Annotated in this window: 19 protein-coding genes and 1 rRNA gene; 19 read left to right on the top strand and 1 reads right to left on the bottom strand. The window is 39.8% G+C overall.

Annotated elements, in window-relative coordinates:
* Nucleotides 1-15 precede the first annotated feature (15 nt).
* The 6 genes from RHS_RS18045 to RHS_RS18020 all read left to right on the top strand — a co-directional run bounded on the left by RHS_RS18045 (nucleotide 16) and on the right by RHS_RS18020 (nucleotide 5,059).
* Complete coding sequence (locus RHS_RS18045; protein ID WP_027293413.1) at nucleotides 16-168, top strand: hypothetical protein; 153 nt, start codon at nucleotides 16-18, stop codon at nucleotides 166-168.
* Between the two features lie 15 nt (nucleotides 169-183).
* On the top strand, nucleotides 184-645 hold the full coding sequence (locus tag RHS_RS18040) for a VanZ family protein (protein WP_027293414.1): 462 nt from the start codon (nucleotides 184-186) through the stop codon (nucleotides 643-645).
* Nucleotides 638-958, top strand: coding sequence for a DUF6142 family protein (locus tag RHS_RS18035; protein WP_027293415.1), 321 nt, complete (start codon nucleotides 638-640; stop codon nucleotides 956-958). Before RHS_RS18040 ends, RHS_RS18035 begins: the two co-directional genes overlap by 8 nt.
* A 9-nt stretch (nucleotides 959-967) precedes the next feature.
* Nucleotides 968-1,558 carry an HD family hydrolase gene (locus tag RHS_RS18030; RefSeq protein WP_047833967.1) on the top strand — a complete coding sequence of 197 codons (591 nt, stop codon included), beginning with the start codon at nucleotides 968-970 and terminating at the stop codon, nucleotides 1,556-1,558.
* A 43-nt stretch (nucleotides 1,559-1,601) separates the two neighbouring features.
* A complete protein-coding gene (locus RHS_RS18025; RefSeq protein WP_395022886.1) occupies nucleotides 1,602-3,677 on the top strand; it encodes an aminopeptidase in 2,076 nt (691 codons plus the stop codon).
* Between the two features lie 476 nt (nucleotides 3,678-4,153).
* A complete protein-coding gene (locus RHS_RS18020) occupies nucleotides 4,154-5,059 on the top strand; it encodes an Rpn family recombination-promoting nuclease/putative transposase (RefSeq protein WP_047833966.1) in 906 nt (301 codons plus the stop codon).
* Here RHS_RS18020 and RHS_RS18015 read toward each other — a convergent pair.
* On the bottom strand, nucleotides 5,052-5,954 hold the full coding sequence (locus RHS_RS18015; RefSeq protein WP_027293418.1) for an AraC family transcriptional regulator: 903 nt from the start codon (nucleotides 5,952-5,954) through the stop codon (nucleotides 5,052-5,054). The two genes, RHS_RS18020 and RHS_RS18015, sit on opposite strands and share 8 nt — an antisense overlap.
* A gap of 286 nt (nucleotides 5,955-6,240) precedes the next feature.
* Between RHS_RS18015 and RHS_RS18010 the strand changes: the two genes are divergently transcribed.
* The 13 genes from RHS_RS18010 to RHS_RS17950 all read left to right on the top strand — a co-directional run.
* Nucleotides 6,241-7,533 carry a galactokinase family protein gene (locus tag RHS_RS18010; RefSeq protein ID WP_027293419.1) on the top strand — a complete coding sequence of 431 codons (1,293 nt, stop codon included), beginning with the start codon at nucleotides 6,241-6,243 and terminating at the stop codon, nucleotides 7,531-7,533.
* A gap of 221 nt (nucleotides 7,534-7,754) precedes the next feature.
* On the top strand, nucleotides 7,755-8,258 hold the full coding sequence (gene purE, locus RHS_RS18005; RefSeq protein ID WP_027293420.1) for a 5-(carboxyamino)imidazole ribonucleotide mutase: 504 nt from the start codon (nucleotides 7,755-7,757) through the stop codon (nucleotides 8,256-8,258).
* 93 nt (nucleotides 8,259-8,351) lie between these two features.
* Entirely contained in the window at nucleotides 8,352-9,377 is a 1,026-nt protein-coding gene (purM, locus tag RHS_RS18000) for a phosphoribosylformylglycinamidine cyclo-ligase (protein WP_027293421.1), read from the top strand.
* Entirely contained in the window at nucleotides 9,371-9,997 is a 627-nt protein-coding gene (gene purN / locus RHS_RS17995) for a phosphoribosylglycinamide formyltransferase (RefSeq protein ID WP_047833965.1), read from the top strand. The genes purM and purN overlap by 7 nt, the downstream gene beginning before the upstream one ends.
* 205 nt (nucleotides 9,998-10,202) lie before the next feature.
* The gene (purD, locus tag RHS_RS17990) at nucleotides 10,203-11,474 is read left to right on the top strand and encodes a phosphoribosylamine--glycine ligase (protein ID WP_044293507.1); all 1,272 of its coding nucleotides are present in this window, start codon (nucleotides 10,203-10,205) and stop codon (nucleotides 11,472-11,474) included.
* 31 nt (nucleotides 11,475-11,505) lie between these two features.
* Nucleotides 11,506-12,900: a cadherin-like beta sandwich domain-containing protein gene (locus RHS_RS17985; protein WP_027293424.1), complete on the top strand. Its 1,395-nt coding sequence runs from the start codon at nucleotides 11,506-11,508 to the stop codon at nucleotides 12,898-12,900.
* 184 nt (nucleotides 12,901-13,084) lie between these two features.
* Complete coding sequence (locus tag RHS_RS17980) at nucleotides 13,085-13,453, top strand: GntR family transcriptional regulator (RefSeq protein ID WP_027293425.1); 369 nt, start codon at nucleotides 13,085-13,087, stop codon at nucleotides 13,451-13,453.
* A gap of 17 nt (nucleotides 13,454-13,470) precedes the next feature.
* Nucleotides 13,471-15,924, top strand: coding sequence for an ATP-dependent Clp protease ATP-binding subunit (locus RHS_RS17975; RefSeq protein ID WP_047833964.1), 2,454 nt, complete (start codon nucleotides 13,471-13,473; stop codon nucleotides 15,922-15,924).
* Nucleotides 15,925-16,054: 130 nt separating this feature from the next.
* Nucleotides 16,055-16,468, top strand: a complete 414-nt coding sequence (locus tag RHS_RS17970; protein WP_027293427.1) for a hypothetical protein — start codon at nucleotides 16,055-16,057, stop codon at nucleotides 16,466-16,468.
* A 142-nt stretch (nucleotides 16,469-16,610) separates the two neighbouring features.
* Nucleotides 16,611-17,969: a DNA repair protein RadA gene (gene radA, locus RHS_RS17965; RefSeq protein ID WP_047833963.1), complete on the top strand. Its 1,359-nt coding sequence runs from the start codon at nucleotides 16,611-16,613 to the stop codon at nucleotides 17,967-17,969.
* 238 nt (nucleotides 17,970-18,207) lie between these two features.
* Nucleotides 18,208-19,080, top strand: a complete 873-nt coding sequence (locus tag RHS_RS17960; protein ID WP_395022874.1) for a MerR family transcriptional regulator — start codon at nucleotides 18,208-18,210, stop codon at nucleotides 19,078-19,080.
* 208 nt (nucleotides 19,081-19,288) lie between these two features.
* On the top strand, nucleotides 19,289-19,411 hold the full coding sequence (locus tag RHS_RS31315) for a hypothetical protein (RefSeq protein WP_395022872.1): 123 nt from the start codon (nucleotides 19,289-19,291) through the stop codon (nucleotides 19,409-19,411).
* A gap of 1,074 nt (nucleotides 19,412-20,485) precedes the next feature.
* Nucleotides 20,486-20,853, top strand: a 16S ribosomal RNA gene (locus RHS_RS17950); the annotation flags it as partial.

The following is a 20,853-nucleotide window of genomic DNA, read 5'->3' as shown; positions in this document are numbered from 1 at the left end:
AAAGGAGGCTATACCATGAATGAGAAGATTTACAAAACAATGAGCAGTGTAGGAGCAGGCAATATTGTGGTTGGCATTACTGTTATGGTAACAGGGATTGCAAGTGGAATCTTGTTAATTGTACATGGAGCAAAGCTTTTGAGGGCAAAAAAGAATGTAATGTTCTAGTATCGAGGTATTTTCGTGAAAAAGGAAACTAAAAGAAAGATTAAGTGGATAAGCGTAGTATTATTTATGATCTACCTTATCTTACTGACATACTTCCTGTTTTTTGCAGAAAGTTATGGCAGAGTATTATCAGAACGGGAATACAGTTATAACTTACAGCCCTTAAAGGAAATTAAACGCTTTTGGATATATAGAGAACAGCTGGGATTTTTTGCGGTGTTTACTAATATTATTGGAAATGTACTGTGCTTTGTGCCATTTGGAGCGATTTTTCCGGTGCTGAACCGAAAAACGAGACATTTTGTGGTAATTGTTCTGCTGAGTTTTCAGTTCAGTTTGATTGTAGAATGCATCCAGCTTATTTCAAAGGTGGGAAGTTTTGATGTAGACGACCTTTTATTGAATACCATCGGTGGTATGATTGGTTATCTGGTGTTTTGTGTTTGTAACAGAGTGAGGAGAAATATATATGGCTAGGAAACCAATGTATTCATTTGCTGAAAAAAAACATTCAAAGCGTGGAATTACAGCTTCAGTCCTGGGCGGTGTATCCTTTTTGATCTTCTGTGTACTGGCTTATCTGTCCTTTTATTTCAGAGGACAGGGAGGACAGTACCTGGGAGCGATTGGACTTACCGCTATGATCATGTCTTTTGCAGGTTTAATTCTTGGATTTTTGAGTTTGACGGAAAAGAATTCCATATCTTTTTTTCCGAAGCTTGGAGCAATCTTGAATGGTGTAATATTTCTGGGATGGGTAGCAATATTTTTGATTGGAGTAGGAAAGTAGGCGAATGAAATGAACAGATTAGAAGCCCAGATGAATTTTATAATGGAAGTGGATAAATTAAAAAAAATCACAAGACAAAGTTATATTTCAGATGGCAGCAGGCATGAAAATGATACGGAGCACTCCTGGCACTTAGCTATGATGTGTGCGGTCTTAAGCGAACATGCCAATGAAGAAATAGATGTTTTAAAAACGATTACAATGGTATTGATACATGATATCGTGGAAATAGATGCCGGCGATACTTATGCTTATGATGAAAAAGGAAATGAGACGAAGCGTGAGCGTGAAGTGAAAGCGGCAGACAGAATCTTCAACCTCCTTCCTGAAGATCAGGCTGCTTATATGCGGGAGTTGTGGGAAGAATTTGAGTCGGCCAAGACGCCGGAAGCAAAATTTGCCCTGACTTTGGATAAAGTACAGCCGGTGATGTTAAATGATGCATCAAAAGGCAAGGCTTGGAGAGAGCATGAAGTAAAAGAAATGCAGATTATGGATCGCAATAAAGATACCCATAAAGGTTCTGAGGCAATTTGGGATTTCTGTGAAGAAATTATAGACCGGAATATTGCGAATGGAAATATCAGGTCCGGAAAATAAAATTCCCGATCTGAAAGGTATTAATGGAGTTAAGGAGGATGTTATGGACCTGGAAGAAGCGAAAATTTATCAGGAGCGTTATGATCTTTCCATGGAGCGTATCGCTCAAATAGCAGCAGAAGAAACAGTAGCGGCGCCCTTTATTGATTATTTTCAAAAAATGGCGTCTTTTATCATGGAAATAAAAGTTCTGTTTGAAAAATTATGCAGCGGGGAACTGAATGCATACAGCTGTGAACAGTGGGAGGAACTGAATCATTCATTATATGAAGACATACTTCCTGAGCATTACGATAACAGTTACGGAAATCCGGAATATGCGGTAAGTAAACTGGGAGAAATTCACGGCAGAATACTAAGTTTTCTATACACAGAACTGCGCGGAATGATTGCGTTTGCCTTTGAGGGCAGAATGTGGGACATGGTAATCATATGCGAAGTATTTATTGAGATCTATAATTGTTTTGAGGAAGAAGAACTTCCTGTTTACAAGAAAATACAGCAGATCCTTTACTGGTTTATCAGTGATTACAGCGATAGGACAGTAACCAGAAGAATTCAGGAGTCCGTAGACCCGAATCTGGATTTTGCAGTACAGCTTATTATGAATGAAGATTTGTCAGATCTTCGATATCTCTATAAGTTCGGCGAATATATAACAGAGAATGAAAGAAAAACAGCAGAATATCTGAATTACCTTGACCAGAAAACCATTGATCTGATGGCATCTACTTATACGGAAGGATATCGCATTGGTTTCGAAAAAGCGAAGATAGACCTGTCCTCAAAAGAAACTGTAAATATCCGTTACAATCTGGGATTTGAAAGAATGATTCGCAAGGCAATCCAAAACTTTGAGAAAATGGGGCTGCGTCCGGTAATCTACCGCTCAGCAGTGAATAGCATCAATAAGCGCCAGCAGCTGCGCATAGGATATTATGGCGCAATTCCGAATAAACAATTTGACTACGATCACAGAGCAGATAATGCAATTTATCTGGATAAGCCATTTGTAGAGCGTAAGCTGGGGGTTCTTCGCACTGCTTATGAAAAGTATAAAGATCTGGCTAACCGTCATGCAGGACCTGCATGTGTTGAAATTTTCGGAGAGCAGCCTTTTATACCGGAGAATAAGCCGGCAGCTTATCATATGTCCGAGAAGCAGGAAAAGCTTACTGTATTCTATAACAACGAATCTTCACAGATCACAAATCGTTATATCAAAGGTGAGGAGCGGAGTTTTACAATTATAGCATTTCCGATTCCCGAAATTGGGGAGCAGTTTGAAGAGATTTTCAGGGAAGTAATTAAACTGAATACGCTGGACTATCATTTATATGAAAGAATTCAGCAGACCATAATAGATGCTCTTGACCAGGGAAGCTGTGTTCATATAGTAGGTAAAGGAGATAATCATACTGATTTGACCGTACAGCTTCATGAACTTAAAGATCCGGCAGTACAGACGAATTTTGAGAACTGTGTGGCAGATGTCAATATACCGGTGGGAGAAGTATTTACTTCACCAAAGCTTGCGGGAACATCCGGCGTGCTTCAGGTAAAGGAGGTTTACCTCAATGAACTTAAGTATGTAGATTTATCCATTACCTTTGAAGATGGAATGATCAAAGAATATACCTGCGGTAATTTTGAAAAAGCAGAAGAGAATAAGCGCTATATCTTAGAAAATGTACTATATCATCATGAATCACTGCCTATGGGAGAATTTGCAATAGGCACTAATACTACTGCTTACGCAATGGCCAGAAAGTATAAGATTTCAGATAAGCTGCCAATTCTCATAGCGGAAAAAATGGGTCCGCATTTTGCAGTGGGAGACACTTGCTACAGCTGGTCTGAAGATATCGCTGTCCACAATCCGGACGGAAAGGAAATCATCGCCAAAGACAATGAAGTTTCACTTTTACGAAAAGAAGATATTGGGAAAGCTTATTTGGGCTGCCATACCGATATCACCATACCATATGATGAACTACAGCTTATTGAGGCAGTAAAGAATGACGGTACAAAAACTGAGATTATACGGGATGGTAAATTTGTTCTGGAAGGAACACAAGAGCTGAATGAAGCTTTGGGGGAATTCACTGTGAAATCCTGATGCATTTCGCAGCTCTGCCCGCTTACAATCCGATGGGAGCCAGTCGGATTGTAAGGAGGCACTCGGCAGAGAAACGCATCACTTCATAGGTATAATCTTTTCTGGCTATTGTGCCATACTACGCAAACATATGATTTTTTAAATATATATTATAAACAATATGAGTATAATAAAAAACCGATTGACTTTTTTGATATAATATGATATTATACTTTTATCTTAAGTAATTCTGGCAATTCAGCCAATAATTCACACAGAAAAAATTGCATATGGTATGCAGCATAATTTTGAAGTGCCGTCTTTTTATATGTAGAATGCGGAAGAAATACCAGAGTCTGTTTTAAAATCTATGCCATCAATCTGCACAACTCTTCCTCAATATAGAGCACAATCTTATTGATCCAGATAATTTAAAAACGCTCCGGATTTACTTTTGCAATTCCATTATAAATGAAACACTTAGAATCGGAGGGCAGATGGGGTGTAGTAAAAAGGAATTGAATGGGAAGTCCCATAAATCGTTGATGCTTCCAACGGTAGATTTTTGCTTTAAGGAGTTAATGTTAAATGAAAAAGTCCGCAGAGGTTTTATTTCGGCATTATTAGATAAAAAACCGGAGGAAATCAAAGAAATCACACTACTTCCTACCATATTAAGGAAAGAGTATAAAGACGATAAGATAGGAATCTTAGATGTCCGGGTTATTTTCAACAATGAATCTCAGATAGATCTAGAAATGCAGGTGGGCCCATTTGATTTTTGGGCAGAGAGAACTGTTTTTTACCTATGCAGAATGTATACGGAGCAGATTAAAGAAGGGGATTCTTACGGAACCCTCATGAAGTGTATCCATATTGGAATACTGGACTTTAAATTGTTTGATAACATGGAGAATTTCTATTCCTCTTTTCATTTACGGGAGGATACCTGCGGAATGTTATATACGGATCAACTGGAATTTCATGTATTGGAATTAACCAAATTGCGGGAGCGAGAATATCCGGATAGTGAAATATACCAATGGGCAAAGTTTTTAAGTGGAAAAAGTGAGGAGGAATTCAGGGAAATGGCTGAGAAAAATGAATATATTAATGAAGCTTATGAAATATTAAAACATTTAAGTGAAGATGAAAAGAAACGAATGGAATATGAGGCGCGGGAGAAAGCGCTTAGAGATTATAATCATCAGATGTACTGGGCTGAAAAAAGAGGATTGGAGAGAGGGATTCAGCGGGGAGTAAATGAAGGAAAAAAAGAAATGGCATTAAAATTGCTGAAAGAAAATATTTTAGTCGATCTGATAGCATTGGCAGCAGGAGTGTCAACAGAACAAGTGGAAGCCTGGAGAAATGAAAATGTGTTAACACACCATGCTATATAGCTGCATCTTTTGATTTTTCCTTTCGGAAATCCGTAGGGGAGATCCCCATCTGCTTTTTAAATATTTTTGTAAAATAACAGGGATTAGAAAAGCCAGTCATTCCGGAAACTTCGGTTACCGTATGATCTGATTCCAAAAGAATAGGCAGGCTTTGTTCAATCCGATAGGAGAGCAGGTAATCAAAAAGTGATTCATTCATATGCTTTTTAAAAAAACGGCAGCATTCACTTCGGCATAAACCCGCAGAAGAGGCGATATTTTCTAAAGTTATTTTTTCTGAATAGTGGCTGTGAATAAAGGAAAGTATAGATTTCAGGCGTTCTATATTTTTTACTTGCGAGGACGCACTGGTACTGGGGGCAGGACTGTGATTTTCGCATATAAGAATCCAGATGTGATACAAAAGCATCTGCATACGCATCTCCCATACGGGCGGCTTATCACAGCTAAGCTGATACAGCAAAGAAAGGTCATCCAGTATGTCAGCGTGCCATTTAATATTTCGGGTAAAATGGAGCGAAGATAAAAGGGAATCTTTCAATATCGTTTCTACATACTTTTCGTTAATCAGGCTGGAGTCATACCCATAAAGCGCCCGAGGATGAAAAGTCGTAGAGATATAAGTACAGTCCGAAGAATTATGCATATGTCCGGTGTGCAGCGTGTTCCCATTACCGAACAGACCTTCTCCCGCCTTGATATGATAGAGCGTTTCATTGATCTGGTAATCCATTTCCCCTTTCAGAACAAGGGTCATTTCAATTTCCGGATGCCAATGCCAGAGAAAAGAGCCGCTCTCATATTGTGAAAGAACTTCAAAACTAACATAGATAGGAAAATTATAGTTGCCGTGAAGTTTCAATTCTCTTTGATCAGTATTAATCTCAATCTGCATAATTTAAAATCCTTTCCCGGGGAGTGCGGTAAAAACTCAACCCAATGATGAACATACATTTCTCTTTTGATATGCATTTCTGTTTTCCAACGCACAGCTTAGCTTCAGAAGGTGCATCTTGGGTTTTGACTTAGAAGCTGCTTATTTGAAATCTCAATATAGTTATATAATTGGAAAATATAATTGTTGTATTTATCTTAAACTCTCATTATAATCATAGTATAAAAGAAGTTTAGACAAAGGTCAACAGAAAACATATGAAATGAATAGAAGGGATGAAACAGAGATGAAATTAGAAAATGTATCTTCATTATTAGAGAGCAATTCATCAAAAGTGCTATTAAGAGATTTATATGGAGAAGAAAAGATCGCAGAGAATGCAGCAAGGTATCAGCATGTTGCGGAAAAATTTGCAGAGGAATTTAAGAACGATGAGTTTGAATTCTTTTCCGCACCGGGAAGAACAGAAATCGGCGGAAATCATACAGACCATAATCATGGAAAAGTTCTGGCTGGAAGTATTCAGTTAGACTGTGTTGCAGCGGCAAGTAAAAATAGCAGCAATATCGTAAATATCATTAGTGAAACCTATGATCAGCATTTGCAGATCAGCTTAGATGACCTGGAGCCTTCGGAAGCACATGCGGGTACACCGGACTTATTGAAAGGAATTTTAAAAGGTTTCTTAGAAGAAGGATATGCAATCGGTGGCTTTGATGCTTATGTTACAACCAATGTAATTGGAGCAGCGGGAGTGAGTTCTTCTGCATCTTTTGAAATGTTAATCTGCAGTATGGTAGATTATTTCTTTAATGATTTAAAATTGAATACAGTTGCTTATGCAAAGATCGGTAAGTATTCCGAAAATAAATACTGGAATAAACAGTCCGGACTTTTAGACCAGATGGCATGTGCTTGTGGTGGTATTGTTGCAATGGATTTCAAGAATCCGGATCAGCCGGTAATTGAAAAAATAGATTTTAGTTTTGACAGTATTAACTACGACTTAATTATAGTAAACACAGGAAAAGGACATGCGGATTTAAGTGCAGAATATTCTTCTGTCCCAATAGAAATGAAAAAAGCGGCTGCATTCTTCGGAAAAGAAACATTATCAGAGGTGTCTCTGGAAGAATTCCTGAAGAATGTCACAGAAGTTCGTAAGAGTGCAGGAGATCGTGCTGTTATGCGTGCGCTGCATTTCTTTACAGAAAACCAGAGAGTGGATGCGCAGGTAGCAGCATTGAAAAGCCAGCAATATGAGGAATTCCTCAAATTAATTACAGCATCCGGTAATTCTTCCTGGAAATGGCTGCAGAACTGCTACTCCATTGAAAACTATGATGAGCAGTCTGTTACCGTTGCCCTGGCTTTGACAGAACTATTTCTGGATCGTATTCAAGGCGGCGCCTGCCGTGTACATGGGGGCGGCTTTGCAGGTGTTATTCTTACATTGCTTCCTAAGGAATATACAGCAGAGTACTCAAAGTATATGGAAGAGAAGCTGGGTGAAGGATGTGTATATGTAATGAATATCAGGAAATATGGTGCAATCCATATGGATTTAAATAAAGACTGATTGACCGGGATCATGGAAGTGATATAAATTTACTTAAAAAGGACAGAGCGGCGGGAATTATTCTCTATGAATATACCCGTCTGTATGTTCTTTTTCTATTTGATGGGGCAATTCCAAAAATGATTTTGCGATTTTGTTGACAATGTTCCAATCTCTTAGTAGAATAAAAGCGAAGCATTCGATAAAAAATTAAAATCAATCGATAAAAGGAGATATGTACAATGGCAAAAGTAGGAATTGTAATGGGAAGCGACTCAGATATGCCGGTAATGGCTAAGGCAGCTGATATTTTAGACAAATTAGGTGTAGAATATGAAATAAATATCCTTTCAGCTCACAGAGAGCCAGATGTATTTTTCGAATATGCAAAATCTGCAGAAGAAAAAGGTTGGAAAGTTATTATTGCAGGAGCAGGTATGGCAGCTCATCTGCCTGGTATGTGCGCAGCTATTTTCCCAATGCCTGTTATTGGTATCCCAATGCATACATCATCCCTTGGAGGAAGAGATTCACTTTACTCTATCGTACAGATGCCATCCGGAATTCCCGTTGCGACAGTGGCAATTAACGGAGGCGCGAATGCGGGAATTTTAGCAGCTAAGATCCTTGCTACATCAGATGAAGAATTATTAGGAAGATTAAAAGCATATTCAGCTGAATTAAAAGAGCAGGTTATGGCAAAAGATGCAAAATTGCAGGAAGTCGGTTACAAAGAATACAAATAGTCATACCTATAACAAAAGCTGTAATCAGTCAAACACAACTAATTCACAATTTGAGAGTATAATAGAAAAACCACATTAGGAGGAAGAACAATAATGGATTACAAGAAAGCAGGCGTTGATATAGAAGCGGGATACAAGTCCGTAGAACTTATGAAGGAACATATTAAGAAAACTATGAGACCGGAGGTTCTTACCAATATCGGCGGATTTTCAGGTGCGTTTTCCATGAGTGCATTTAAAAATATGGAGAAGCCTACATTGGTGTCAGGAACGGATGGCGTAGGTACAAAGCTGAAGCTGGCGTTTATTCTGGACAAACATGATACGGTAGGTATCGACTGCGTTGCTATGTGTGTAAATGATATTGCGTGTGCAGGCGGAGAACCATTATTTTTCCTGGACTATATCGCATGTGGTAAAAATGTACCGGAAAAGATTGCGACAATTGTAAGCGGTGTGGCAAATGGATGTGAGCAGTCTAATGCGGCATTAATTGGCGGTGAAACTGCAGAAATGCCAGGCTTTTATCCGGAAGATGAATATGATCTTGCAGGTTTTGCAGTAGGAGTAGTAGATGAGAAGAATCTGATTACCGGTAAAGAATTAAAAGCAGGTGATGTATTAATTGGTATCGCATCATCCGGTGTACATAGTAATGGTTTTTCACTGGTACGTAAAGTCTTTAAAATGGAAAAAGATGTTTTAGAAACTTATCATGAGGAACTCGGAAAGACTCTGGGCGAAGCGCTTCTGGCACCTACGAAGATTTATGTTAAGGCACTTAGAAATGTAAAAGAGGCAGGGGTTACAATTAAGGGATGCAGCCATATTACAGGTGGCGGATTCTATGAAAATGTACCGAGAATGCTTCCGGATGGAGTTCGTGCTGTAATAAAGAAAGACAGTTACGACGTACCGGCTATCTTTAAGATGCTGGCCAGAGAAGGACAAATCGAAGAAGAAATGATGTACAATACTTATAATATGGGTCTTGGCATGATCGTTGCAGTTGATCCGGCAGATGCAGAAGCAGTTGTAAAGGCAATTGAAGCATCCGGAGAGAGTGCATATGTAGTAGGTCAGATTGAAGCAGGTGAAAAAGGAGTAACATTATGCTAAAAATTGCAGTATTGGTATCTGGAGGCGGTACCAATCTCCAGGCAATTATTGACGGAATAGCAAATGGAAGCATAACTAACACGAATATTGCCGTTGTAATAAGTAACAATAAAAATGCCTATGCTCTTGAACGTGCCAAACAGAATCATATAGCCAATGTATCTGTTTCCCCAAAAGATTATGATAACCGCGCCGCATTCAATGAGGCTCTTTTGCACACGATACAATCCCATGGGGCAGATCTGGTTGTTCTAGCCGGCTGTCTGGTGGTAATACCGGAAATTATGGTTCAGGCATTTCCAAATAAGATCATCAATGTACATCCGGCATTAATACCGGCGTTTTGTGGAACTGGTTATTATGGTTTAAAGGTGCATGAAGCAGTATTGGAGCGTGGTGCAAAGGTGACCGGCGCTACCGTACATTTTGTGGATGAAGGTACCGATACAGGTCCGATCATCTTACAAAAAGCAGTGGATGTGCATCAGGATGATACACCTGAGAAATTGCAGCAGCGTGTAATGATGGAAGCTGAATGGAAGATTATGCCGGAAGCAATTAATTTAATAGCCAATGGAAGAATTACAGTAAAAGACCACAAGGTTTGGATAGCAGATTAGAGCAATATGCTTCATAGCCTGTGTAAAATGAACTTGCACAGTGCCAACTTCATGCACAGTGCGAATGTTATTCACAGTGCGAGCGTTATTCACAGTGCGAACGTTATTCACAGTATGAACGTTGCTCACACTACTTATTTATGCAGTATCGCAGGCAGGTTTGCGATATGCAGCGGGATTAAAAATGAAAGAAGGAAACAAATTCATGAAAATACTAATCGTAGGCAGCGGCGGCAGAGAACATGCCATCGCCTGGAAAGTAGCCCAGAGCCCGAAGGCAGATAAGATTTATTGTGCACCAGGAAATGCAGGAATTGCAGAATATGCAGAATGCGTAGATATTGGTGCGATGGAATTTGAAAAACTGGTGGCATTTGCCAAAGAGAAAGAAATTGACCTTACAATTATCGGCATGGATGATCCCCTTGTTGGTGGAGTAGTAGATGCATTTGAAGCAGAAGGATTAAGAGTATTTGGTCCGCGTAAAAATGCTGCTATACTGGAAGGCTCCAAAGCATTTTCGAAGGATCTGATGAAAAAGTATCATATTCCAACGGCCGGTTATGAAAATTTTGATGACCCTCAGGAAGCGATAGCTTACCTGAAGACTGCAGCGTTTCCTATCGTTTTAAAGGCAGATGGATTAGCTCTTGGCAAGGGAGTTTTAATTTGCAATACACTGGAAGAAGCAGAAGAGGGCGTTAAGGCAATTATGCTGGATAAACAGTTTGGAAGTGCCGGAAACCGCCTGGTAGTAGAAGAGTTTATGACAGGGCGGGAAGTATCTGTCCTCTCCTTTGTGGATGGCAAAACGATCAAAACAATGACCAGTGCCCAGGACCATAAGCGTGCAGGTGACGGGGATACGGGGCTTAACACAGGCGGTATGGGAACATTTTCACCCAGTCCTTTTTATACGAAAGAGGTTGATGATTTCTGTAACCAGTATGTTTACCAGGCAAGTGTAGACGCTATGGCATCAGAAGGAAGAGAATTCAAAGGCATTATATTCTTTGGATTGATGCTTACGGATAACGGTCCAAAGGTACTGGAATATAATGCAAGATTTGGAGATCCGGAAGCGCAGGTTGTATTGCCAAGAATGAAAAATGACATCGTAGATGTATTTGAGGCTTGTATAGACGGTACTTTAGACCAGATTGATCTTCAGTTTGAAGATAATGCAGCAGTTTGTGTTGTTCTGGCTTCTGACGGATATCCGGTAAAATACGATAAAGGACTTCCAATTAGCGGTTTTGATAACTTTAAAGATAAAGAAGGATACTATGTTTTCCATGCGGGCACGAAAACTTCCGAAAAGGGAATCGTGACGAATGGAGGACGAGTTCTGGGTGTAACTGCAAAAGGTACTGATTTAAAAGAAGCCAGGGCAAATGCCTATAAAGCAGTTGACTGGATAACATTTGACAACAAATATTACCGAAATGATATTGGTAAGGCGATTGATGAGGCATAATGCCTGCCAAAATAATGAAAAGGGGTAAAGTATGAAGATTTTAAAAGGAACATGGAAGTACCAGATTGTTTTGGCAATGCTGATGTTATGGCTTTCTTCCATGACTGTTTTTGCTACCAGCTCATCCGGGGATAACTCTCTGGCGACGCTTGGCATTGAAAACGCAGAAGTTTCACCGGAATTTTATTATTCTACAACAGAATATGAAGTGAAAGTCCCGGCCGGAACAAAATCATTGACGTTAGATCCGCAGCCTTCCGATGTGAATGCAGAGATTGCATCAATTGATGGAAATCAGCTGGATAATGGAAATGGTACCGTAACAATTACTGTTGCAGCTGAAGATGGGAGTAAGGCAGTTTATACGCTTCATGTAACAGCCGACGCAGCTGCACCTGCAGCTACAGAAGCAGAATCAGAAGCAGCAGCCAATCAGGCCGCAGCATCGGAATCACAGCCGGCAACTGAGAAAAAGACAGCACAGACAGAGGCAGTACAGAATGATACTGTGAAAATGTTAAATACACAGATGGATCAGGTGAATCAGAAGCTGGAACTGGCTATGAAAATATTATATGGTATGATTGCATTTGCTGTGATTTTACTCTTTATAATTATTAATCTGGCGCTCAAGAATAAAGATCTGAAGGATGATTTAAGGGAAGCGGAAAATACTTTGGATTTTAATACAAATGAATTTGCAAGAAAAGAGAAGACGCTGAGTTCTGATTATTATTATGCCCCGGTTCAGGAGATGCAGCCTGAAAGTACAGATGCTCCGGGAGTGCCATTAGAAAAAGTGCAGGAAACCACGGAAGAAGTTTTTGGAAATGGACAGGCTCAGGTGAAAGCTGATGTACTTACCAGAAAAGCGGAAGAGAAGCCAACAAATAATCAGGCTCCAAAAGCAGTAAAAAAAGTAAAGAAAGTTACGGAACAGCAGGATAGAAATGCGGCAGCCGGTACCGTACAGAAACCTGTAAATAACCAGCGTAATGCACAAAATCAACAGAAACAGCCGGCAGGAGAGAGAAGCCAGGGACAAAAAAGGGTGCAGGGTAAAAAGACTGCTCAGGGAAGACCGCAGCAGGGTCAGCCTAAACAGCAGAATCAGACCAGACAGCCAGAACAGTCAAGACCTCAAAATCAGGCAAGAACTCAAGGCCAGGTGAAACCACAGAATCAGGTTAATGCGCCGGATCAGGCAACACAGGCACAGCCAAAGGTACAGAAGCAGTCTAAGCCATCTGTTCAGCCAAAACAGCAGGGGAATGGCCAGCAGAATGCAGGAAATGTACAGCAGCCTGTAAAAAAGCAAAGACCGCCAAAGAAGGCACCGGTAGAAAATTCCAATCCTCAGGCAAATTTTCAGCAGACAGCAGATGAGAATCCGCCGGAAGTAGATGTAACCATGATCGACTTATAAAATATGTTTAAATATATTAGTTTTTAAAATGGGAATAGAGAGATGTCACTTAAGAATACTAAAGTGGATCTCTCTATTTTTAGATAGAAAATGCTGCACCATACCGGAATGCTAATTTGGGTTGACATATAATGACAGGTGTTATATTATAAATATAACAAACATAGGATAGAAGGGTGATACTATGATGATAAAAATAGATTTTCAAAGTGAAGAGGCACTATATATTCAACTTAGAAATCAGATCATATTGGGAATTGCTACTTCCAGCATCCAGGAAGGTGATGTTTTACCTTCTGTAAGACAGCTGGCGGAGGATATCGGGATCAATATGCATACAGTGAATAAAGCATATGCGGTATTAAAACAAGAAGGATTTGTGACGATTGACAGAAGAAGAGGAGCAATTATATCTCTGGATATCGATAAATTGCAGGCTTTAGAAGAAATGAAACAAAATTTACGTGTTTTGCTTGCAAAAGGCAGATGTAAACGCATTACAGGCCAGGAAGTTCACGCATTAGTGGACGAGATATTGGCAGAATATGAATAATAGCAGGAGGAGTATCTATGCATAAGGAATTTACAGATAGTGCGCAGACAGCATTAGTGCTTGCTAAGCAGGCGGCGAAGGAATGTGCACAGAGTTATATTGGTTCAGAACATTTACTGTTGGGACTGTTAAGAGAAAAAACAGGTACAGCACATATTGTGCTGGAAGAAGGCGGCGTAGAAGAAGAACAGCTGTTGGCTTTGATTGAACAGCTGATTGCTCCGGAGGGCGGTATTGCATTAGCTAATCCGGATGGATATACACCCCGTGCATCGGCAGTTTTAGAAAGCAGTGAAAAAGAAGCGTCTTTCTTTCAGATGGATGAAATTGGAACAGAACATATCCTGCTCTCTTTATTAAGGGATGTGGAATGTGTGGCAACACGATTGCTTCATACCATGGGAATACAGCTCCAGAAACTGTATATGGAAATCATGGGAATTATGGGTGCGGATGAGGAAACCTATAAGGCTTATCTGCAGGAAGTTAAGGCGTCCAAGGGTCGTCAGAAAAGTTCTGCTACACCAATGCTGGATCAGTACAGCCGTGATCTGACAGAACAGGCGAGTCAGGGTGAACTTGATCCGGTCATCGGAAGAGAAGAGGAAATAAAACGTATTATTCAGATTCTGAGCAGACGTACAAAGAATAATCCCTGCTTAATTGGAGAACCCGGAGTAGGTAAAACTGCCATTGCAGAGGGATTAGCGCAGAAAATTGTCGCCGGAGCAGTCCCCAGGACTATTCAGGATAAGCGTGTTGTAACATTGGATCTGGCAAGTATGGTAGCAGGATCTAAGTATCGTGGTGAATTTGAGGAACGAATTAAAAAAGTTATAAAAGAGGTAATGGATTGCAAAGATGTTCTTCTTTTCATAGATGAACTCCATACAATTATTGGAGCCGGGGGAGCAGAAGGCGCTATGGATGCTTCTAATATTTTAAAACCATCCCTTTCCAGAGGAGAGATACAGCTAATCGGTGCTACAACAATCGAGGAGTATCGCAAGTATATAGAGAAAGATCCTGCGCTTGAACGTAGATTTCAGCCGGTTACGGTAGAGGAACCAACAGAAGAAGAAGCAATAGAGATTTTAAAAGGATTGCGTCCGAGTTATGAGAAACATCATCGCGTCATCATCACAGATGATGCTATAGAATCAGCTGTAAAGTATTCTATGAGATTTATAAGCGACAGATTTCTGCCGGATAAGGCCATAGACCTGATCGATGAAGCTGCATCCAAAGTTCAGCTGAAGGGATATCAGGTTCCTGCGAATCTGGAAGAACTTCAAAATGAAGTATTTGATCTTGCCCAGGAAAAGGAAGAGGCAATCAAAGAAGGTGATTTTGATGAGGCAGCCAGACTGAAGAAGGAACAGGAGGCCAAAGAAAAGAAGTTGTCCAATCTGCGTAATCGAATTGAAAAGAAAAATGCTGCTAAGCAGCTGATGGTAGAAGAGCCTGATGTTGCGGAAGTAGTATCTATGTGGACGAAGATTCCGGTACAAAAACTGGCTGAAAAAGAAACCCATCGTCTGCTCCGCTTGGAACAGACACTGCATCAAAGAGTCATTGGACAGGATGAAGCAGTGACAGCGGTTGCCAAGGCCATCAAGAGAGGCAGAGTCGGATTAAAAGATCCCAAGCGTCCAATCGGTTCATTTTTATTTCTGGGACCAACCGGTGTAGGTAAGACTGAGTTGTCCAAAGCGGTTGCAGAGACTGTTTTTGGCAGTGAACAGGCTATGATTCGAGTTGATATGTCTGAATACATGGAGAAACACAGCGTTTCTAAACTTGTAGGTTCCCCTCCGGGATATGTAGGTTATGAAGAGGGTGGGCAATTAAGTGAAAAAGTACGTCGTAACCCTTATTCGGTCATCTTATTTGATGAAATTGAAAAGGCTCATCCGGATGTGTTTAATATCCTGCTTCAGGTATTAGACGACGGGCATATAACAGATGCGCAGGGGCGGAAGATAGATTTTAAAAATACAATTCTGATTATGACTTCCAATGCAGGTGCACAATCAATTATCTCTCCCAAAAAACTGGGTTTTGCCGCAGTTGATGATGAGAAGCATAATTATAATGTCATGAAGGGCAATGTTATGGAAGAAGTTCGCCGGATGTTTAAGCCGGAATTCTTAAACCGTATTGACGAAATTATAGTTTTCCATTCTTTAAACAAAGAAAATATAAAGAGCATTGTTGGACTTTTACTGAAAGAATTTACGATACGATGCAAGGAGCAGATGAATATTACTTTAAATGTACGGGATTCTGTAAAGAGCTTTATTTCGGAAGAGGGATTTGATGATAAGTATGGAGCAAGACCATTAAAGCGGGCAATTCAAAATAAGATAGAAGATGCATTAGCAGAAGAAATCCTGGAAGGAAAAGTGAAATCAGGGAATACGGTAAGCGTTGGGTTGTCAAATAAAGAAATTAAATTTTATATAAAATAGAGTGGAAGCCACCCATTAAATTTTCATGAAGAATGAATAAATCACTAGCATATTTCTTCGTTTTATGATAAAATTTTAAGAACAATAGAATAGAGGATAACTATCAACGAAATACTAGGAGGGCATACTAATGTCAGTTGTAAAAGAATTAATACGTACAGAAGATGACGGAACAATTAGTTTCGGGAATTATGAATTGGACCAGAAATCAAAGCTTTCTGATTTTGAATATAATGGAGACTTGTACAAGGTAAAAACATTTAAAGAAATCACCAAGTTAGAAAGAAATGGAATGTTCGTATATGAATCAGTTCCCGGAACTACCGTAAATCATCTTTCAGCAGATGCAAATGGGGTCAGTTTTGAAGTAGAGGGACCAACAGATGCACAGATCACAGTTGAACTGGAGGAAGATACTGCTTACGAAATCTTTATTGATGACGAGAATGCCGGAAAGATGCAGACAAATCTGGGCGGTAAGCTTTCTTTAAGCGTAGAATTGGATAATACTGATAAAGCTTTTGTTAAAATCTTGAGAGCTTAGAGCCTGTTTTTCAAACACGTTCTGGTACGTTGACGTATTAAGGCTTTGTAAATAAAGTAAAATGGAAGTCCGGACTTTTCACAAATACTGTGAAGATGCCGGACTTCTTGCGAATAGAAAAGAATTATTAAAGGAGGAATTTATGGCTAAAGGAAAAACGACCGTATTTTTTTGTCAGAACTGTGGGCATGAATCCAGTAAATGGTCAGGCCAATGTCCCGCCTGTAAAGAATGGAATACATTTACAGAAGAGGTGATTCAAAAGACTTCTTCCGTGAAGGCGGTAAAAAAGGCAAATGAGATAGAACCAATGAAACTTACCAGTATACAGATGAAAGAAACTGACCGGATGCAGACTGGAATCATGGAGCTTGACAGAGTGCTGGGGGGAGGGCTGGTACAAGGGTCTTTGATTTTGGTCGGAGGAGATCCGGGAATTGGAAAGTCAACATTACTGCTTCAGGTGTGCAAGAACCTGACGGATAAGGCGGTCAAAGTATTATATATATCCGGGGAAGAATCTTTACAGCAGATTAAACTAAGAGCCAGCCGGATTGGAGAATTTAAAGATTCTCTTCTCATTTTGTGTGAAACAAACCTGGAAATTATTCAGGAAGTAATCAAAAAAGTAAATCCGGAGGTTGTTGTAATAGACTCGATCCAGACTATGTATCGTGATGAGGTGAGTTCCGCACCGGGAAGTGTTTCTCAGGTAAGAGAGTCTACGAATGTTTTTATGCAAATAGCAAAAGGACTTGGGATTTCTATATTCTTGGTTGGACACGTTACCAAAGAAGGTGTAGTAGCCGGCCCCAGAGTACTGGAGCATATGGTGGATACCGTATTATATTTTGAAGGTGACCGCCATGCCGCGTATCGAATCCTTAGAGGGGTAAAGAACCGGTTCGGATCCACAAATGAAATCGGGGTATTCGAGATGAGGGATATTGGATTGGTGGAAGTAGCAAATCCATCGGAGTTTATGCTAAATGGTAAACCGGAAGGTGCATCCGGTTCGATTGTGGCATGTTCTATGGAAGGAACACGACCGATATTAATAGAGATACAGGCACTGGTATGTCAGAGCAATTTGGCTATTCCCAGGAGAACTGCAGCAGGAACTGATTATAACAGGGTGAATTTATTAATGGCTGTATTAGAGAAAAGGCTTGGCTTGCACCTCTCGGCATGCGATGCCTATGTTAATATTGCGGGTGGAATCAAAATGAATGAACCAGCAATTGACCTTGGAATTATCATGGCAGTTGTATCCAGTTATAAAGATCGGGCAATTGATGAGAAGACAATTGTTTTCGGGGAAGTAGGATTGAGCGGCGAGGTGAGGGCTGTCAATATGCCTGAACAAAGAGTGCAGGAAGCCAAGAAACTTGGATTTGAGACAGTAATTATGCCTAAGGTTTCACTAAAATGTGTTGAAAAAATTAAAGGAATACGCATTGTTGGAGTACAGACGGTAAAAGATGCGGTTAATTGTATTTAGTAAATAGTCATCCAGTGATTGGTCTTCATAACAAAATAGATAATAGCATCATTACTTAAGGATGTGGCAGTCAAAGGAAATAAACTGCTATGTCCTTATTTTTTATCGTTCGGCGCGGAAGAAGAGTGTTTTTTAATTTTAAGACTAATTTTAACAAATACTCAGATATACGTTAAAAAATAAGATGTTGACACTCTCGTGGCGTAATGGTTTACAATTAGTTTGAAAGGAGGTAAGGGTGAAAGAAAATTATAATGATAAAGAAATAAAAATGAAAACAGTAAAAGATGTGTCAGAAATAACAGGGATTAGTATCAGAACGCTCAGGTATTATGATGAAATAGGGTTGTTAAAGCCTACACAATTAACGGAAGCAGGTTATCGTCTTTATGATAACAAAGCATTAGAAAAATTGCAGCAGATTATGTTCTTCAGGGAAATAGAAGTACCATTGGCTGATATAAAGGAAATCATGGAGAATCCCGGATTTAATAAAGAACAGGGACTATTAACGCAAAAAAATTTGCTGGAAAAGAAGCGAAATAGTCTAAACGGGATTATTGAACTGATAACGGATGTGATGAAAGGGGTTAATACAATGAGTTTTGAAGCATTCAATGATAGTGATATAGAAAAAATTTTAGACCACATGCTGGAATGCATGTCTAGGGAAGATTTTTTACAACAAACTAAAAAATTTGGCAGTGTAGAAAAAATGCGTGAACAACTGCAAGATAGCCTTGAAAATGAATATACTATGGCAGATTTGATCAAATGGTATGGAAGTAAAGAAAAAGCAGTAGAGGCTGCATTACAGTCTACAGGAAAGAAAGAAGATTTTGTACCTCAGCAAAATAATAATGATGAGATCTATAGACAATTTTCGATGGCAAGAGAAACAGGGAATATAGACCAGGAACAAGAAGCGGTAGCAAAACTTGCAGAAGTATACAAGATTTTGTTTAAGTTAGATAATGCCAGATCAATTCTTCTCGATTTAGCGAAAGAGTATTCCAAGGGAGAAAATCTGGCGGAAGCGACCGATGCTCAGTATGGGAAAGGAATTGCCAAATACATCGCGCAGGCAATCCAGTATTATTACGGAGTATAAAGATATGTAAGTATAAAGTTTAGCTTTTACATGGGTTTTTAATTTCTATCACCTGTCTGAATATTGATTACTGATATTGTGCATTACATTTTGCAGGGAATTTGTTCTGTAAAAGCAACAATTAACTATGTCAAGGTTCTAGTACTACAGCGAACAATTTCATCTTAAATTGGTTTAGCTGATTAATGACGCTTTGTGGATGTAGGTAGTGTACGGAAAGATGGGTGTGGGAAACTGGCATGGGCTCCGTCAGCTGGCCACAGAACTGGTATTTTCTAACCTTTCCGAAGCGCTTTTTGGCGGCACGCGGGTAATCACCGAGAAATCCTGATGCATTTCTCGGTTCAGTACCCGCTTAGTATCCGGTGGGAGCCAGTCGAATACTATCCGCCAAAAAACACTTCGAAAAGGTAAGTAAATACTCAGCTCAGCTCTACGCTTCCTATGCCCATACCAGTTTCCCACACCCATCTTTCCGAGATAGCATTCGTTGATTCAAAGCTGGTTTTCTCAGGAACCCCTGGGCTGTGGCAGGCTGTTCTATATTGGATACTGCGCAGTATGTTTCGGCTGTTTGCGTAAAAGAAGATGGAAGTTTGCTCCTTTTTCTGATTACAGACAGAATGAAAAACAAATTCCGTCCTCAAGATCAGTTGCTTTACTCCAATCGCGTCCGGCATGCCACAACCCCAGGATCCCATCATGCTGAGAAAACCAGCTTTCCGTACACTACCTACATCTACAAAGCGCCATGCCTCAGCTAAACCCAAATTCAAGAAACTGTTCGCTCTAGTAATTTTAGAACCAATTCTCCATAATGTGTGACGCACAGTTGTCAGAAAGCGATTTTAAACGCTCTAGGATTTCTTGGTTTTTAGAAAAGTGGGATATAAGGTAATAAAGGGAAGCTAATAAATAGAAATTGAATCAATTGTGCAAAAAATATGAAAAAATTACAAAATAAGTGTTGACAGATCGGTTTCCAGGTGGTATCATAACAAAGTTGTCTCAAACAGACAGCAAAGAACAAAATCCGACACGAATGTAACACGAGAAATCGACTCGAATAAAGTTGAAAAAACTCAAAAAAAGTGTTGACAAATGATTTATAAAATGGTATCATATAAAAGTTGCTGTGAGAATGGCGACGAGATACATAAAAAACTTTTTAAAAAAGTTGTTGACAAAGACTTGGCAGTGTGATAGGATATAGAAGTTGCGCTAAAGAGTACAACAACAAAGAAAAGCAAGCAGAACCTTGATAATTGAACAGTGAAACAACCTTGAAAGATTCTATTAAAAGAGATTTCAAAATTAAGAACCGTATCAGAAATGATACAACCTTAAAACAGTAATAAAGGGATAAAATTAGCTAGTGGTTGATTTTTGAACTAAGATCAAAACTTTATTTGAGAGTTTGATCCTGGCTCAGGATGAACGCTGGCGGCGTGCTTAACACATGCAAGTCGAGCGAAGCATTAAAACCGATTTCTTCGGAAAGAAGTTTTAATGACTGAGCGGCGGACGGGTGAGTAACGCGTGGGTGACCTGCCTCATACAGGGGGATAACAGACAGAAATGTCTGCTAATACCGCATAAGCGCACAGTGCTGCATGGCACAGTGTGAAAAACTCCGGTGGTATGAGATGGACCCGCGTCTGATTAGCTAGTTGGTAAGGTAACGGCTTACCAAGGCGACGATCAGTAGCCGGCCTGAGAGGGTGAACGGCCACATTGGGACTGAGACACGGCCCAAACTCCTACGGGAGGCAG

Origin of the sequence: Robinsoniella sp. RHS (assembly GCF_001029355.1) — a bacterium.
Lineage (GTDB): Bacteria > Bacillota > Clostridia > Lachnospirales > Lachnospiraceae > Robinsoniella > Robinsoniella peoriensis.
This window is presented reverse-complemented; position numbering and strand designations above follow the sequence as displayed.

Coding starts and splice junctions, on each gene's coding strand:
- RHS_RS18025 (WP_395022886.1), top strand. CDS start 1,602: ATGGACCTGGAAGAAGCGAAAATTTATCAGGAGCGTTATGATCTTTCC.
- RHS_RS17970 (WP_027293427.1), top strand. CDS start 16,055: ATGTCAGTTGTAAAAGAATTAATACGTACAGAAGATGACGGAACAATT.
- RHS_RS18020 (WP_047833966.1), top strand. CDS start 4,154: ATGGGGTGTAGTAAAAAGGAATTGAATGGGAAGTCCCATAAATCGTTG.
- radA (WP_047833963.1), top strand. CDS start 16,611: ATGGCTAAAGGAAAAACGACCGTATTTTTTTGTCAGAACTGTGGGCAT.
- RHS_RS17985 (WP_027293424.1), top strand. CDS start 11,506: ATGAAGATTTTAAAAGGAACATGGAAGTACCAGATTGTTTTGGCAATG.
- RHS_RS18035 (WP_027293415.1), top strand. CDS start 638: ATGGCTAGGAAACCAATGTATTCATTTGCTGAAAAAAAACATTCAAAG.
- RHS_RS17975 (WP_047833964.1), top strand. CDS start 13,471: ATGCATAAGGAATTTACAGATAGTGCGCAGACAGCATTAGTGCTTGCT.
- RHS_RS18015 (WP_027293418.1), bottom strand. CDS start 5,954: ATGCAGATTGAGATTAATACTGATCAAAGAGAATTGAAACTTCACGGC.
- purE (WP_027293420.1), top strand. CDS start 7,755: ATGGCAAAAGTAGGAATTGTAATGGGAAGCGACTCAGATATGCCGGTA.
- RHS_RS18010 (WP_027293419.1), top strand. CDS start 6,241: ATGAAATTAGAAAATGTATCTTCATTATTAGAGAGCAATTCATCAAAA.
- RHS_RS17980 (WP_027293425.1), top strand. CDS start 13,085: ATGATGATAAAAATAGATTTTCAAAGTGAAGAGGCACTATATATTCAA.
- purD (WP_044293507.1), top strand. CDS start 10,203: ATGAAAATACTAATCGTAGGCAGCGGCGGCAGAGAACATGCCATCGCC.
- purN (WP_047833965.1), top strand. CDS start 9,371: ATGCTAAAAATTGCAGTATTGGTATCTGGAGGCGGTACCAATCTCCAG.
- purM (WP_027293421.1), top strand. CDS start 8,352: ATGGATTACAAGAAAGCAGGCGTTGATATAGAAGCGGGATACAAGTCC.
- RHS_RS18030 (WP_047833967.1), top strand. CDS start 968: ATGAACAGATTAGAAGCCCAGATGAATTTTATAATGGAAGTGGATAAA.
- RHS_RS18045 (WP_027293413.1), top strand. CDS start 16: ATGAATGAGAAGATTTACAAAACAATGAGCAGTGTAGGAGCAGGCAAT.